Origin of the sequence: Flavobacterium praedii (genome assembly GCF_026810365.1) — a bacterium.
Taxonomy (GTDB): Bacteria; Bacteroidota; Bacteroidia; order Flavobacteriales; family Flavobacteriaceae; genus Flavobacterium; species Flavobacterium praedii.
On record NZ_CP113948.1, the window covers coordinates 335,572 to 352,084 of the forward strand.

The 16,513-nt window shown below is 34.2% G+C and carries 13 protein-coding genes; 9 read left to right on the top strand and 4 right to left on the bottom strand.

Features of this window, described 5'->3' with window-relative positions; translation table 11 throughout:
• The first annotated feature begins 2 nt into the window (after positions 1–2).
• From OYT91_RS01540 to OYT91_RS01580, 9 genes are all read left to right on the top strand, one after another.
• Positions 3–848, top strand: a complete 846-nt coding sequence (locus OYT91_RS01540) for an ABC transporter permease (protein WP_281239224.1) — start codon at positions 3–5, stop codon at positions 846–848.
• Positions 849–850: 2 nt separating this feature from the next.
• Complete coding sequence (locus OYT91_RS01545; RefSeq protein ID WP_281239225.1) at positions 851–1,624, top strand: ABC transporter permease; 774 nt, start codon at positions 851–853, stop codon at positions 1,622–1,624.
• A 2-nt stretch (positions 1,625–1,626) separates the two neighbouring features.
• Entirely contained in the window at positions 1,627–2,661 is a 1,035-nt protein-coding gene (locus tag OYT91_RS01550; RefSeq protein ID WP_281239226.1) for an ABC transporter ATP-binding protein, read from the top strand.
• A 65-nt stretch (positions 2,662–2,726) separates the two neighbouring features.
• Positions 2,727–4,172 (top strand): aldehyde dehydrogenase family protein, encoded by a 1,446-nt coding sequence (locus OYT91_RS01555; protein WP_281239227.1) that lies wholly within the window; start codon positions 2,727–2,729, stop codon positions 4,170–4,172.
• Between the two features lie 102 nt (positions 4,173–4,274).
• Positions 4,275–5,627: an NAD-dependent succinate-semialdehyde dehydrogenase gene (locus tag OYT91_RS01560; protein ID WP_281239228.1), complete on the top strand. Its 1,353-nt coding sequence runs from the start codon at positions 4,275–4,277 to the stop codon at positions 5,625–5,627.
• 157 nt (positions 5,628–5,784) lie between these two features.
• Positions 5,785–7,467, top strand: a complete 1,683-nt coding sequence (locus OYT91_RS01565) for a flavin monoamine oxidase family protein (protein WP_281239229.1) — start codon at positions 5,785–5,787, stop codon at positions 7,465–7,467.
• A gap of 38 nt (positions 7,468–7,505) precedes the next feature.
• A complete protein-coding gene (locus OYT91_RS01570) occupies positions 7,506–8,360 on the top strand; it encodes a TorF family putative porin (RefSeq protein WP_269223381.1) in 855 nt (284 codons plus the stop codon).
• Between the two features lie 491 nt (positions 8,361–8,851).
• Entirely contained in the window at positions 8,852–9,943 is a 1,092-nt protein-coding gene (locus OYT91_RS01575; protein ID WP_281239230.1) for an outer membrane beta-barrel protein, read from the top strand.
• 140 nt (positions 9,944–10,083) lie between these two features.
• Positions 10,084–10,824, top strand: coding sequence for a tyrosine-protein phosphatase (locus OYT91_RS01580; protein WP_281239231.1), 741 nt, complete (start codon positions 10,084–10,086; stop codon positions 10,822–10,824).
• Between the two features lie 189 nt (positions 10,825–11,013).
• On the opposite strand, the gene OYT91_RS01585 is transcribed toward OYT91_RS01580, so the two are convergent.
• The 4 genes from OYT91_RS01585 to OYT91_RS01600 form a co-directional block, all read right to left on the bottom strand.
• On the bottom strand, positions 11,014–13,383 hold the full coding sequence (locus OYT91_RS01585) for a GumC family protein (protein ID WP_281239232.1): 2,370 nt from the start codon (positions 13,381–13,383) through the stop codon (positions 11,014–11,016).
• A gap of 7 nt (positions 13,384–13,390) precedes the next feature.
• Positions 13,391–14,182 (bottom strand): polysaccharide biosynthesis/export family protein, encoded by a 792-nt coding sequence (locus OYT91_RS01590; RefSeq protein ID WP_269223377.1) that lies wholly within the window; start codon positions 14,180–14,182, stop codon positions 13,391–13,393.
• A gap of 42 nt (positions 14,183–14,224) precedes the next feature.
• Positions 14,225–15,367, bottom strand: coding sequence for a DegT/DnrJ/EryC1/StrS family aminotransferase (locus OYT91_RS01595; protein ID WP_281239233.1), 1,143 nt, complete (start codon positions 15,365–15,367; stop codon positions 14,225–14,227).
• A 143-nt stretch (positions 15,368–15,510) separates the two neighbouring features.
• On the bottom strand, positions 15,511–16,512 hold the full coding sequence (locus tag OYT91_RS01600; protein WP_281239234.1) for an ATP-grasp domain-containing protein: 1,002 nt from the start codon (positions 16,510–16,512) through the stop codon (positions 15,511–15,513).
• Position 16,513: the final 1 nt, after the last annotated feature.

The following is a 16,513-nucleotide window of genomic DNA, read 5'->3' on the forward strand; positions in this document are numbered from 1 at the left end:
CAATGAAGAACTACAATAAATATGTATTAATTTTTCCACTCTTGCTGTGGTTATTCCTGTTTCTGGTAATGCCGTATTTGTTCATTTTAACACAAAGTGTATTGGCAACAGATGATTTTGGAAAAGTGGTATATGATCTCAATTTTGATTCCTATATCAAGATTTTCACCAATCCATTGTATTACGAAACCTTGATTCGAACTTTTATTTATGCGATAATTGTTGCTTTGGCTTGTATCGTATTGAGTTTACCGTTGGCCTATTTTATTGCTTTTAAAGTAACCAAAAACAAATCGTTCTATTATACTTTAATCGTTCTGCCTTTTTGGATGTCCTACATTGTTCGGGCTTATGCATGGAAAGTAATTCTTGGAGAAAACGGAATTTTTAATTCGTCGTTAATCAATATGGGCATTATAGACAAACCATTGCGTTTTGTGTTGTATTCTGATTTCTCGGTAATTCTCTGTTTGATTTACATCTTTTTGCCTTTTGTTTGTATACCAATTTATACTTCGTTCGAACAAATTTCAAAATCTTTGGTGGAAGCCAGTAAAGATTTAGGAGCCAATTCTTGGGTGACTTTTAGAAAAGTAATTTTTCCATTGATTCTGCCTGGAGTGATTTCTGGAGGTACTTTAGCCTTAGTGTTGACTCTTGGAGATTTCTTGGCGGCCTCGCTTTTGGGCGGTCCCAATACATTGTTTATATCCAGCATCGTTCAAAATTTATTTGGAACATCCAATGACAAACCTCTTGGATCGGCAGTTGGAGTAGTTTTACTCATTTTGGTTTTTATATTACTGGAACTTTCCTCTCGATACGAGAAAAAACACGAAACACAATAATCATGAAAAAAATAAGAGCATTTATAATTTCCTTTTCAGCCTTTTCGGTGCTGTGGTTTTTGTATTTCCCGATATTCATCATTATTTGGTTTTCCTTTAATAAAGAATCGGTAAGTTCATTTCCAATTGAACATTATTCGTTGGATTGGTACGTAAAATTATTTCACAATCAATCAATGATTAATGCTGTCGAAGTCAGTTTTATAATAGCAATATCAAGTACGCTTGCTGCTTTAATAATTGGAATACCGTCTGCTTATGCGCTGCACAAATACAATTATTTTGGTAAAAACTTTTTGCTAAAATTAATTTTACTTCCCATTACGCTTCCAGGAATTGTGACGGGAGTTGCCATGTTGAGTCTTTTTCCTTTAATGGGAATTCCATTGTCATTAAAAGCCGTTTTTATTGGTCATACCACTTTTTTAATTGCCATTATGATTACACAGATTTTGGCTCGATTCAAAAAAATGGATCCCTATTTGGAAATGGCCGCTTTTGATTTGGGAGCCAGTCCATTGCAAGCTTTTTTTAAAGTGATTTTGCCCAATATAAAAACAGCCATTATTGGTGCCGTTTTATTATCACTAGTATTATCAATGGATGAGATTCCTGTTACTTTTTTCTTGATTTCAAGAGAAAACACCTTACCAATAGAAATTTATGGAATGATGAGAAGAGGGATTACACCCGAAGTAAATGCTGTGGCAACTTTGGTATTTTTAATATCGTCAGCAGCCATTTTTATTTCGTTAAAATTTAATAAAGAGAATTAAGCATGAGTAAATTAGAATTAAAAGGAATCAGCAAATCATACGGAAGTTCGCTTATTGTAAACAATTTGGATTTAGAAATCCAAGATGGAGAATTTTTGACCATTTTGGGACCAAGCGGTTGTGGAAAAACAACAACGTTGCGCATGATTGCAGGTTTTGAAACTCCGGACAATGGGCAAGTTTTACTCAATAAACAAGACATTTCGCAATTGCCTCCATATAAAAGAAACGTAAATACGGTTTTTCAAAATTATGCTTTGTTTCCGCATCTTAATGTGGCCGAGAATATTGCTTTTGGTTTGCACCAAAAAAAATTAAGCAAAACTGAAACCAATAAACGAGTAGATGAAATGCTTGAATTGGTTCAAATGACAGCTTTCAAAAGCAGAAAACCTTTTGAAATGTCAGGTGGACAGCAACAACGAGTTGCCATTGCCAGAGCGATTGCACCCGATCCTGAAATTTTATTATTGGATGAACCTCTTGGTGCATTGGATTTAAAATTAAGGAAACAAATGCAGTTCGAATTGAAACAGTTGCACAAAGATTTGAATAAAACTTTTGTGTATGTAACACACGATCAGGAAGAAGCCTTGACCATGTCGGATCGAATTGCAGTAATGAATCACGGAGTTATAGAGCAGTTGTCGGACAGTCAAACTTTATACAATCATCCAAAAACCAAATTTGTAGCTGGATTTATTGGGGAGGCCAATTTGATTCCGGTGAACATTGCCAATAAACAAACATTTTCATTAGAGGATAAAACCTTTAATTTCAATCATGAAATAAGTGATAATAAAGGAATATTATTCATCAGACCAGAGAATGTTTCTTTTGATATCGTGCATGATATTTCGCTTCAGGTTACTATCGAAGATGTCATTTTTGTAGGGAATCACAGAAAGTACAAATTGGTAACCGCATCAGGTAAAAAAATCATTAAAACCGAAGATTCGTCAGTGGCGTTGACAAAAATTATAGGACAATCGGTTACTATTTATTTAGCGCCGAGTTTAATTCAAATTTATAATTAAGATAAAAGTTTGGTTGAAGTTTAAAACTTCTAACCTCTAACTTCTAACTTCTAACTTTAAAAATTATGTATAAAATGTATATCAACGGTGCTTTTGTGGATGCTGCATCAGGCAAAACAAGAGCGATACTGAATCCTGCGACCAAGGCCGTAATTGCTACAGTTCCAGAAGCACAAATTGAAGATGTAAATGCCGCTGTCGATGCTGCAAGAGCTGCTTTTGATGGCGAGGAATGGAAAAGTAAAACGGCACAAGACCGTCAAAAAATATTGTTTGCAATTGCGGGAAAAATTAGAGACAATTTTGATTCTTTTGTAAAATTGGAAGTAGAAAATAATGGTAAACCCATTCGTGAAGCCGAATTTGATATTGATGATGCAGCTTCTTGTTTTGAGTTTTATGCAGGATTAGCCACCAAGATTCATGGAGAAACCATGAGTGTTCCTGGGAATTCATTTAGTTATGTAACTCGTGAGGCCATTGGGGTTTGCGCTCAAATTATACCTTGGAATTTTCCGTTCCTGATGTGCGCCTGGAAACTAGGACCTGCCATTGCAGCAGGAAATACAGTTGTTTTAAAACCATCCGAAGTGACACCGTTGACGGCTTTGTTTTTGGCACAATTAATAGCCGAATTGGATATTCCAAAAGGAGTAATCAATATTGTAACAGGAGATGGACCCATTGCTGGAAACGCACTAATAAGCAATACCAAAATTGATAAAATTGCTTTTACAGGAGGAACTTCAACAGGAAAATACATTGGCAAAATCGCTGCCGAAAATCTCAAAAAAGTTACTTTAGAATTGGGCGGAAAAAATCCAGTAGTCATTTTTGACGATTGCAAAATGGACTTGGCTATTGATTGGGGATTGTTTGCGGCTTTCGCCAATAGCGGACAGGTTTGTACAGCAGGTTCTCGAATTTTGATTCAAGATACCATTTACGATGAATTTGTAAAACAGTTTGTGGCTAGAGCCAAAAATATAAAAGTGGGTGATGGAAGTGTTGCCGAAAATACGATGGGACCAATCGTATCTCAAGCTCATTTTGACAAAATTAAAGCCTATATCGAAGTGGGGAAAAGCGAAGCTAATCTAGCTTTTGGAGGCAATACAGATGACAGTAAAGGATTTTTTATTGAGCCAACCATTTTTACAGATGTTACTCCAAATATGCGAATTGCCAGAGAAGAAATTTTTGGGCCTGTAGTAGCATTATTGAAATTCTCCACCGAAGAAGAAGCAATTGCAATGGCCAATGATACCGAATATGGTTTGGGTTATGGGTTGTTCACGCAAGATGTAACGCGTGTACATCGGGTAATGCCAAAGATACGAGCAGGAATTGGATGGGTCAATTTTTATCATCCTACCTTTAATGAAATGCCTTGGGGTGGTTATAAACAATCGGGAACAGGCAGAGAATTGGGATTGTACGGTATAGAAAATTACCTCGAAGTAAAACAAGTCAACATCAATCTGGATACAGATCCAGTGGGATGGTATTAATAATTTAATGATTGAAAGATTTAATAATTTAAAAATTCGGAATAACAGAATTTAAAATCTTTCTATCTTTCAATTTTTCAATCTTTTAAATTTTTTATTACAATGATATTCAAATCTATAAATCCGTTTACACAAGCAGTTATTGCGGAGCATGAAGTATTAACCAATGCGCAATTGACTCAAAAACTGCAATTATCGGAATCGGCTTTCAAACAATGGCGTACTACCACTTTTCAAGAAAGAGCCGATAAAATGAAAAAACTGGCCGATATATTAAGAGCCAATAAAGACGAATTGGGATTGCTGATTACCAATGAAATGGGTAAAACATTGTCAGAAGGTATTGCCGAAGTCGATAAATCAGCAGGGAATTGTGATTTCTACGCGGAGAATGCTGAAAGAATGCTGAAAGATGAGCAATATGACACGCCTTTCAAGAGCATGTCGGTTTATGATCCATCGGGTGCTGTTTTTGCGATTATGCCTTGGAATTATCCTTTTTGGCAAGTGTTGCGTTATGCTGCACCGGCAATTATGGGCGGAAATGTGACACTTTTGAAGCACGCGCCAAATGTTATTGGTTGTGCCAAAGCCATAGAAAATGCTTTCTTGGAAGCTGGTTTTCCAGAAGGTGTTTTTCAGCAAATAAACATTGATATTCCACAAGTTGAAAGTGTTATTGCTTCGGATATTGTGTCTGGAATTACCTTGACAGGCAGTGAAATGGCAGGTTCTTCTGTGGCGGCATTAGCTGGAAAGCATATCAAAAAATCGGTATTGGAGTTGGGGGGATCGGATGCATTTATTGTTTTGAATGATGCAGATGTAGAAAAAGCCGCAACGGTAGCCACTCAATCTAGAATGTTAAACGCGGGTCAGGCTTGCATTTGTGCCAAACGTTTTATTGTTACCGAAAAAGTAGCGGATGAATTTGCTGCATTGTTTGCTCAAAAAGTAAGTGCGCTACAACAAGGAAATCCTTTGCAAAGCGGAATCAATATGGGGCCTTTGGCAAGAATTGATTTGGCCGAAAAATTAAGTTACCAATTGGAACATTCTCTAAAACAAGGAGCGAAAATTTTGGTTGGAGGAGAGCGGGAGCATTGCAACTTTCAACCCACATTAATTGATTTTGTAGATGCCAATAATATTGCTTTTCAAGAAGAAACTTTTGGGCCTTTAGCAACAATTATTAGAGCTAAAGATGAAAATGATGCGATTGCGATTGCCAATAATCATCGATATGGTTTGGCATCTGCAATTTGGACAGAAGACAGGGAGAATGCTTATAAATTGGCCAGAAAAATTGAAGCAGGTAATGTTTTTGTCAATTCATTAGTACGTTCTGATTCTAGAATCCCTTTTGGAGGCATCAAAAAATCAGGCTACGGAAGAGAATTGTCCGAAATTGGAATCAAAGAATTTATGAATATGAAATCAGTGATTATAGAATAGTTGTTTCGCAAAGATTCGCTAAGAAGACGCTAAGAAGGATGAAATTCAATTACTTTGATTGTATAAAAAGAGTATTGAATAAAAATAAACCTTTGTTTATCTCTGTGTTTACTTCGCGAATCTTTGTGGATAAAATGCTAACCAAACCAAATAACCAATGAGAAATCCAAAATCAACCGTACTTAAGAATATTCTTTTGAATTTGAAACTTGCCCAATTTTCAAATGAAAATCCAGAAATTGAAGTCGACACAATTATTGCTTTCAAAAATAGTGATGCCGTTAGTAGAAGAAAGTTTGTGACCGATGTGGCAAAGTTTAGTTTACTCACAGGAATTATCGGAACTTCAATCGTAAGTTGTAAAAAAGAAGATGAAAAAGCAAGGAACCCAATATCTGATGAAGGTGAAGGTTTTGGTTCTTCAAATGATAAAAAAGTAGTGATAGTTGGTGCTGGAATGGCTGGTTTGAATGCGGCTTATCAATTAAGAAAAGCAGGAATTAGATCGACAATTTACGAAGGTAGTTTTAGATTAGGGGGAAGGATTTTGACACATTATGGTGATGCGTTGCAAATGGGTATTCATCCCGAATTTGGAGGTGATTTTATAGATTCTACGCATGAAGATATGCTTTCTTTGGCCAAAGAATTTGATTTGGATTTAATCGATATGTACGCCGAATCCAAAGCTGCGAATTTGATACATGAAACCTTCTTTTTTGATGGAAGGCATATTTCGGAAGAGGAAATTATCAAAGAGTTCAAGAAAATTGCACCATCAATTCAAAAAGATGCAGCTAGTTTAGGAGAAGATTATGATACCCCTGCCGCTTTAGTTTTTGACAAAATGACTTTGAAGGATTATATAAAGTCTTTGAAATGCAGTCAATGGTTGAAAGATATTTTTACTGCAGCTTATTTGGCAGAATTTGGATTGGATACTTCGGAACAGTCCGCAATCAATCTCTTGGATATGGTTGATACCAATACTTCTGAAGGATTTAAAATTTTTGGAGATAGCGACGAAAAATACAGAATAAGAGAAGGAAATTCGAAATTAATAGAACATTTATCCGGAAAAGTGGCAGATTCAATTGTGATGAAATCCATATTGACAGCCATTTCAAACAAAGACGGGAAATATACATTGTCATTTAAGGATAAAGAAGATGTTCAGGCCGATTATGTAATTATTGCTATTCCGTTTACCATGTTGCGCGACGTAAAAATGGACTTAAGCGACATGACTCCTGAGAAGAGAAATTCAATTCAGGAATTGGGTTATGGACAAAATAACAAATTGTTTTTAGGATACGAAGGCAGACCTTGGCGCGAAGGGAAAAACAATTTTTACGGCTATTTATTTCACAAAGATATTCATGACGGTTGGGATTCTAGCAGTATAAAAAGCGTAGCCAGTAACAAAGGGGTGTATTGTTGTTTCTTTGGAGGAGATGAATCTATAGCCTTGTCAAAAGTGGCTGTACAAAATCCGCACGCGCCCGCAACACATATCTGGAAAACAGATTTGCCTCAAAAAGAAATCGATAAATACATTGGACAAATGGAAGAAGTTTTCCCAGGGTCTAAAAAAGGATATGTAAACAAACATGTTTTTGCCTGTTGGTCTTCCTATCCATTTGTAAAAGCCAGCTATACCTGTCCAAAACCCGGACAATGGAATACGGCCATGTTATATACCGCAGAGCCAATTGGAGATGTTTATTTTGCAGGAGAACATTGCAGTGTCGATTATCAAGGATTCATGAATGGCGCCGCAGAAACTGGACGGTTGGCCGCAGAACAAATTACAGCAAAAATCAAAAAAGCACATATTTAAAATTAATAACCAAAACCTAACCAAAAACCAAAACCAAAATGAAAAAAGTAGTAGTAGTTTTAGCTTTAATGCTAACGAGTAGTTTCGCATTTGCACAAGATGCGCCAGCAGCAGCCCAAGATGCTCCAGAATCAAAATTTACTGCAGCAGTAGATGTCGTAGCTCCTTATATGTGGAGAGGGGTAAAATTGTATTCGAATAATATAGCTTTTCAGCCTTATGCATCGTATGCAGCAACCGAAAAATTAACAGTAGGATTCTGGATGACAACCAATTTGTCTTCTGCAGCAGATGCCTATAATGAGTATGATTGGTATGTATCTTACCAAGTTACTCCAATTTTAAAAGTTATGCTAAGTGATTATTATGCACCTGCCACTAAGAAAAATGTGGAAACGTATGGTTTTTCTAGAGCCAATTATTTTGATTATGGATTTGGATCTGCTCAAGTTATGGATCTATCAATACTTCTTGATTTCTCAGACAAAGGTGTACCTATTGATTTTCAATGGAATACTTTAGTTAATGGAAATGATTACAAAGATGTTGAGTATGATAGTAATGGAGAAGTGTTGAATAAAAACAGAGCTTTTTCTTCTTATTCAGAAATAGGGTATACACATTCAATTGAATCTATTGGTGTAAACTTAAGAGGTTTTGTAGGTGCTGCTGTGATCAATAATAATGCGTATTATGGTTTGCATCAAGACGGAACAGCTGGATTTGCTTTTACGAATGTAGGATTGAATGTAGCTAAAGAGATTAAATTTTCGGAAAAATTCAGCCTTCCTGTTTTCTTGAGATATACTTATAATGAAGATGGAAGAAAAAGTCTTGATGGAGAAAAACAAGTAAATATTATATCAGGAGGTTTGACTTTAACAATCAAATAATAAAACTAAAAAGGATTTTTTTTAAATTTTAGTTCTAAAACCTTAAACTCACAACTAGCATTTTGTTAGTGAGTTTAAGGTTTTTTTTTATGGAATATATTTTGATAGGTATTTTTGGATTTAAAAAAAAGTCTGGTTATGGGTATTTGTTTTATTTGTATTACGACCCCTGTTTTTTATAGGGGTATGATTTTTTTTGTATATTATTTTGGTTTAAAATTGAATTTTTTGTGTGTATAAAATTTATTAATGGTGAAAAATTATGGGTTTTGGTTAAAAATTTGATTATTGAATTTTTAAAAATTTAGGTTTAAAATAGGAATTGCTCATTATTTTTCGATGAATTTTGGATATCAATAATTCTTTTCGGAAAGTTTTAAAAAAGTTTTTCTGTTAACTAAAAGTTAATAATTTCGCCCCAATAAAAAAGAAGAATAACCAAATTCAATTCAATTATCAAGATTGAATAATTAACCAAAAACCGATTAAATATGAAAAAAGTAATTACTATTTTTGCCTTAGTCTTGACTACAAGTTTAGCATTTGCACAAGATGGAGAAACAGCTGTGTCTCCATCAACAACTTTTGCAGGTTCTGCAGATGCGTATTACAAATATGCTTTTTCTGGAATTTCAAGTGGATATACCAGCTTTACGAATTCTAATAATTCATTTGAATTAGGTATGGCATCTATTGAAGCCTCTCACAAATGGAAAAAAGTATCTGTATTTGTAGATTTAGGTTTTGGAGGCAGAGCTAAGGAGTTTACCTATAATGACAATGCTTACACATTTATGATTAAACAATTGACATTCACTTATGATGTGTCAGATAGTTTTAAAATTGTTGCAGGAACTTTTGGAACTCACATCGGGTATGAGTTGCTTGATGCTGTAGACAATAAAAACTACAGTATGTCGTATGCCTTTACTTATGGGCCTTTTTATAACACAGGGGTAAAAGCACAATATACATCTGGTAAATTTAGTTTTATGGCTGGTGTTACTAATCCAACCGATTTTAAATCAGCTATTGAAACACAAACAAATTCAAAAACATATATAGGACAAGTTGCATATGTAGGAGAAACTGGAAGTGCTTATTTAAATATATCTTCGGGACTTGAAAATGGAAGTCCATTGAGAGACAGTTTTGGAAAAATTATTGCTTCTTCAGATGAAAATAGAACTCAATTTGATTTTGTGGGTACTAAAAAATTTGGTGATAAATTTGCTGTTGGATTCAATGCAACTTATGCGGATACCAATAATAATATAGATAGTAGTTTAGATGGAAAATGGTACTCTTTAGTTCTTTATCCAAGTTATACAATTAGTTCAAGTGTATTATTAGCATATCGTTTGGAGTATATGGATTCAAAAGATGCTACTGCTTCTTTAGGAACAATTGCTGGTTCTTCAATAATTGGTAATACATTATCATTAAACTATAAAGTGGGTAATATGACAATTATTCCTGAAATCAGAATTGATTCTGCTTCAAATGATATTTTTGTTACTAATGATGATAGTTTCAAAGGAGTTAATACGTATGCTTTGGTAGCTGCGACTTATACTTTCTAATTAAAAATATTTTTTTTTTTGCTGTCAAGATCCTATTATTGGGTTTTGGCAGCTTTTTTTTGTATTAATGCATTTGTTTTTGAAATAGGTTTATTTGTTTAATTTTCATTTACTTTGTAACTTATTTTAAATGATCGCAATTGTTTTTCTTCAACAAAAATAGGGCTGTTTTAAAGGATTTAATTCCAGATAACCATATTGATATTCATTCGCATTTGCTACCGGGAATTGATGATGGTTCTAAAAGTTTTGAGCATACTTTAGGTTTGGTTCAAGCACTTCAAGGTATTGGTGTGTCTCAGTTTGTAACCACGCCTCATATTATGCAGGATGTTTGGAACAATACCAATGAAGGAATACTTTCTCTAGAAAAGCAGACCGTAGTTGAGCTAAAAAATAATGGTATTGATATTCCTTTTCGTGCCGCTTCAGAGTATATGATGGATGAGTATTTTGTGCAACTTTTTCAAACTGGCGAGTTATTGACTTTGAAAGACAATTATGTATTGGTTGAAATGTCTTATATCAATGCACCTATACAATTGTACACGATACTTTTTGATTTGCAAGTGGCAGGTTATATTCCTATTTTGGCACACCCGGAGCGTTATATTTTTTACCACAATAATTTTGAAGAATATGTAAAACTAAAACGTGTTGGTTGCCTTTTTCAGTTGAATTTATTGGCAGTAGTGGGGTATTATGGGGAATCGATTGCTAATGCTGCAAAAGAATTATTGCAAAAAGGAATGTACGATTTTGTGGGTTCTGATGTACATCACAGTAAGCATATTGCTGCTTTTGGAGATAAAGTAAAATGGAAAGACTTAAGTCCATTGAAAGAAGTGATAAAGAATAATCAATTTTTTAGTATACAGTAGGATTTTTTTTAATATAAATGAATTTCGTTAGCACTAAATATCTTGTTTAACGAGGATGCATGAGGGATAGGAATAAGCTACCGAAGTAGCATGGAGAGCCCGACAGCAATAAAAAAAAGAGGCAACTAGCACGGTGGTGAGTTGGCCTCTTTTTTTTATTGGTGCCATGCCCAAAATATTTTTATTGATTTATTTGCGTCCTATTTTTTTATACCATGGTTTTTTTCTGGATTTTATTCCATAGCCGTAACCATAGCCGTAACCTTTTGTGGAATCGGTGTCGTTGAGGAGCAGGCACATATTGGGGAGTTTTTTCTCTAGGTATAAGTCGTTGGCAATGTGTAGCATTCTTTTTTCAAGATAGTTGGCCCGAATTACAAACAAGAAGCAATCGGCATATTTGGCGATTAACAAGGTGTCTGTCACGAGACTTACAGGAGCAGTGTCAACAATAATATAATCATATTGCGCTTTGACAGTTTTGAAAAGTTCTTCAACTTTTTTACTCAGGAGTAATTCGGCTGGATTGGGTGGAATAATTCCTGCCGGTAGGATATGAAAATTTTCATAGCCCTTTTGCTTGATGATTAAATTTTCTAAAGTGGCGTCATTATGGGACAAATAATTGGTAAGTCCTTGATCGGGCAGGGTAACATAATCATCAAGTTTTGGGTTTCGAATGTCCATTCCTATGAGTAATACTTTTTTGCCAGAAAGGGCAAAGGTTGCTGCAAGGTTTATGGAAACAAAGGTTTTGCCTTCTTTAGAAAATGTCGAAGTTAGGAAAAGCGTTTTGGCTTGTTTTTCAGGAACTTTGCTGAGCATGAATTCCAGATTTGTTCGTATAATTCTTAGCGCTTCGGCAGAGCTGGTTCTGCTTTCGGATTTGATAATTTGTGTGTTTGCAGCAGATGTTGGAATATCACCAAGATAAGGTATGTTGGTTTTTCCTTCGAGATCCAAACGGCTTTTAATTTTGGTATCCAATAAATCAATGAGATAAATGATTCCAAACGGAATTAGAATTCCGATTAGCAATGCTACCAAAAAGACAATTTTTTTCTTGGGGGCAACTGGAATATGTGCAGCTTTGGCAGCATCAATCACTCTAGCATTTGGTTCTGTTGCGGATAATGATATGGCTGTTTCTTCTCTTTTTTGAAGCAAATACAAATAGAGTTCTTCTTTTATTTTTTGTTGTCTTGCTATGATTTTGAATTGGCGTTCTTGTACTGGGATTTTTCCAATTTTGGTATCCATAATTCCTTTTTGACTGCCTATATTTCTTTTTTGAATGAGTAAAGTTGATTTTAATTGATCTAGACTTGAATATAAACTTTGTTTTAAAGATGCAATTTGTTGATCCATTTTTAAAACTGTAGGATTGGCTACTGTTGCCGATTTTAAGATTCTATTGCGATCCAGAACTAATTCATTATACATATTTATAATACCAGATGCATCTTCCTGACCAACAATTAAGTTAGTAGGGAGTAAGTCTGTAGCACTACTTTTTTTGATGTAATCAAGCATCGAATTGACAACATTGAGTTGGATTTCGGTATCTACTGCTTTCTTGTCATAGGAATTGGATCCTTCTATAAAAAGCTTGGCTTCCGAATCGATATCGGTTAAGTTGTTGGTTTTTTTAAAACTTTCGACATCTTGTTCGACTCCATCCAATTCTCTGGTGATTAAGGACAATCGTTCTGCAATGAATTTTGAGGTGTTTTCTGAAATTTGGTTTTTATCTGTAATGGCATCTTGGTTATAAATTTGGATTAAATTATCCAAGAATATTTCGGCTTTTTCATAGACGGGATCGATCAAAGATAATTCAACTACACTACTGGTTTTACTCAGTGGATTTACATTAAGACGACTTCTAAAACTATCTACCACATCATCTATAGCATTTACCTGTATTGTAATTTCGCGATTGTTTACTTTGAATAATTTACTTGCGTTTTTGGTTATAATAAGGTTCCAATTTTGGGTCGAAATAAGTTCGCCATATTGAAAATCATTTTTATTTAAAAAATTATTTTTTGAAGTTTCGTTTTGAAGTTTATTCTCTAATTGAAATGAAGTATCTGAAATTTCTAAGAACTGCAACGTAATATTGGAATCGGAAAATTGAGGAGATTTTGGAATGAATTGGATCTCGATAGGGGTTTTGTCAAACATTTCGGTATAAATGATATTGCCTTTGATAAACATTGAGATATTCAGATGAAGTTTTTTTACGATATTTTCTATTAAAGTTCTGGATTTTAAAATTTCAATCTCATTGTCTACATTGTTTTTTAAACCACTTTCAATTCCCATATCCGCAAATGCAGAAAGCTCGGATAGCATGCCTCCTTTTTTTTCATCCTTTACTAAAATTGTTGCTGTAGCCTTAAATTGAGGTGTGGTGTAACGCAAGTATATATAAGCAATTGTAAGACTTATAAAGATGCCAATTACAAACCATTTCCAATGAACTAGATAGTGATCTATGAAGTTTCGTAATTGAAATTCTCGATTATGATTTTCATTTGAAGGATTTTTTTCCATAGAAGACTTAATTTGAGGTAGTTACAATCAATGTAATTAGCGTTATCAATAAGGAAGTAATGGAAATAATTACGCCCGTATTTGGACCCACGGCCGATCCGTTGACTTTGTTTTTGTTTGGTTCTACATATACCACATCGTTTTGTGCCAAATAGTAAAAAGGGGAATTTATAAAATCGGATTTGGTAATATCGACTCTATTGTATGTTTTAACACCATCAATTTCTCTTATAATTAATAGGTTATTGCGTTTGCCATAAATGGTTAAATCCTTTGCCATTGCTAAAGCTTCAATAAGCGTTATTCTTTCAGATGCTATTGTATAGGTTCCTGGAACTGTGACTTCGCCTTGCACAGAAACTTTAAAATTCATTATGCGCATGTTAATAATGGGATTCTTTATATAAGCTGAAATTTTATCTTGAAAAAGTTGCACAAGTTGGGATCTTGCCATTCCACTTACTTTTAAACGTCCTAATATTGGGAAATCTATAAAACCATTGGCATCGACCAAATAAAGTTGCGTAGCTTGCGAACTAGCCACATCTTGTTTGCCTGGGTTTACAGAGGTGTAACTTTTTAAATTGAAAGGAGCTGCAATTTCGGGGTCCTCGGCAGAAACGATGATCATTAGTAGGTCATCAGGTTGGATTTTTATTTCATATGAATTTTCTTTTTCTTTAAATGCTATTCCATCAATATCTTGATAATAGATTATATCTTTTCGGGAAGCACATGAAAAAAAGCATAGTATCAAAACAAATACCATTAGTTTTTTTAATAAAAAAATAGAATTCATATGTTAGTTTTTTAAAGTGTTTTATTGATGTTTTATAGCTATTTAGCTCAATAATTTTAATAAAACCATTCGTATTCGATCTCTATCCGAATGGGTTAAATTGGATCCTGAAGGCAAACTCAGTCCGTTGTCAAATAGCGTTTCGGCAACTTTATTTCCGTAAAAAGGGTAATTTTTAAACAAGGGTTGCAAGTGCATGGGTTTCCATAGAGGTCTACTTTCAATATTGTATTCCAATAATTTTAAACGGATGGTTTCTCGGTCTATTCCGTTTTTAGTTTCAGTAGGATTTACTTGTATCGATGTCAACCAATAATTGGCAAAGTAATCTGGATTTGTTGTCTTAAAAACAGTAATACCCGGTATATTCTCAAAAAGGCTTAGATAGAAACCATGCATAGCTCTTCTTAATTTGATGTGTTCGTCAAGTACTTCCATTTGGCCTCGACCAATTCCAGCACATATATTACTGATTTGATAATTATAACCTATTTCACTATGTTGATAATGAGGTGCTTCGTCTTTGGATTGCGATGCTAGAAATTGTGCTTTCTTCTTCAACTGGTGGTTTGAAGTTACAATGGCGCCACCTCCAGAAGTGGTAATAATTTTGTTTCCGTTAAACGAAAAAACACCAATATCACCAAAAGTTCCGCATTTTTGTCCTTTGAAACTGCTGCCCAATGCTTCAGCACTGTCTTCTAGAATTGGAATATTGTATTTGTTGGCTATGGCTCGAATTTCCTCTATTTTATAAGGGACGCCATACAAATGTACCGTGATTATGGCTTTTGGGATTTGCCCTTTGTAAATACAATCTGCAATGGCGGCTTCCAGAGCAATAGGGCAAAGATTCCAGGTTTCGAGTTCGCTATCAATAAAAACAGGAGTAGCACCTTGATATAAAATAGGATTGGCTGATGCCGAAAAAGTTAAGGATTGACAAATAACAAGATCACCGGCTTTAACATCCAAAAGGATTAACCCCAAATGAATGGCCGCTGTTGCTGAGTTTAGAGCAGTAACAAAAACACCTTGGGATAAATATTTTTCTAAATCATGTTCAAATTCGGTAATATTTGCCCCCAGTGGAGCGATCCAATTAGAATTAAAGGCTTCGTGTATGTAGTTGAGCTCAGTGCCTCCCATATGCGGGGACGAAAGCCATATTTTGGGGTTGTTCATTCTTGTAATAATTATAGGAATTTGCTTTTGTATAGAATTTACGCTACTTTGAAATGGTAAAAATAAATTACAATTTGCTATATAAAAGTTATTTAGACACCAAGTTTATAAAAAAATCTCTTTCTTGTGATTCTAATCTACTATTAATGATCATAATTAATAGATTTGTTCATTTTTTCTACATAATTATGAATCAAAATTTCATCATCATAGCGCAACATCATTAGGTTTTCTTCCCAATTAGCACAAAAAGGAATTTCTGTTTCGTTTGTTAAATATTCTTGAATTATCCATTTTGGAAAATTGGCTCCTGCCAAATAACTCAACGGAAACCCGCCACTAAATCTCGGGTTGATTTCTATACCATAAATAGCCTCTGTCTTAGTATTGACAAATAATTGGATCGAAATACAACCTCTTAATCCTTCGATATTTTTAAACTTAGGAGCAATTTGTTCTATGAACCAAGCTTTTTTGGTAACGGCTTTGTTGACTTCTCCAGCCCTAACTTCTAGTCTTTCTCTGGGAATGAAACATTTTAGATCATTGTTTTTGTCAAAATACATATCAATAGTATATTCTGTGAAATTGTCATGGTCCAAATATTCAAAAAACAATAATTTATCATTATCGAAATGGTAAGCTGTTAACTCTGATTTTTTTTTTACAATATAATTATCAATGCTTCTGCTGCCATCAATAGGTTTTATATAAAGTGGTAAAGTATAATTATTTTTATCATATTCTTGAGCATACTTAATATTTAATTTTTCGAAAAAGCAATTGGTAAGCCTTTTGTTTATAAAAGTTTTAATGTTTTTATAATCCGAAACTACAATATCAATTTGGTGTTTTTTGAAGAGGTCAATGTTTTGTGATACGGTAATTAATTCCGTATCAATTGTTGGTATAATAAGTTTGATTTTATTGTCAAGGGCAATTTGAAGTAGTTTTTCAATATAATTACTTTCTGTTGCTTTTGGTAACTTAAAATAGCCATCAGAAACACGACAAGCTGCCGATTTTTCAGGTATACAATCTGAAGTAAAAACTTTTGAATCCGAAAAAAGCAGCTTTAATTCTGTTTTAAAAGAGCGAATTAAGGACACTCTTTTTCCAGCACAAGTGATTAAGATGTTACTCATA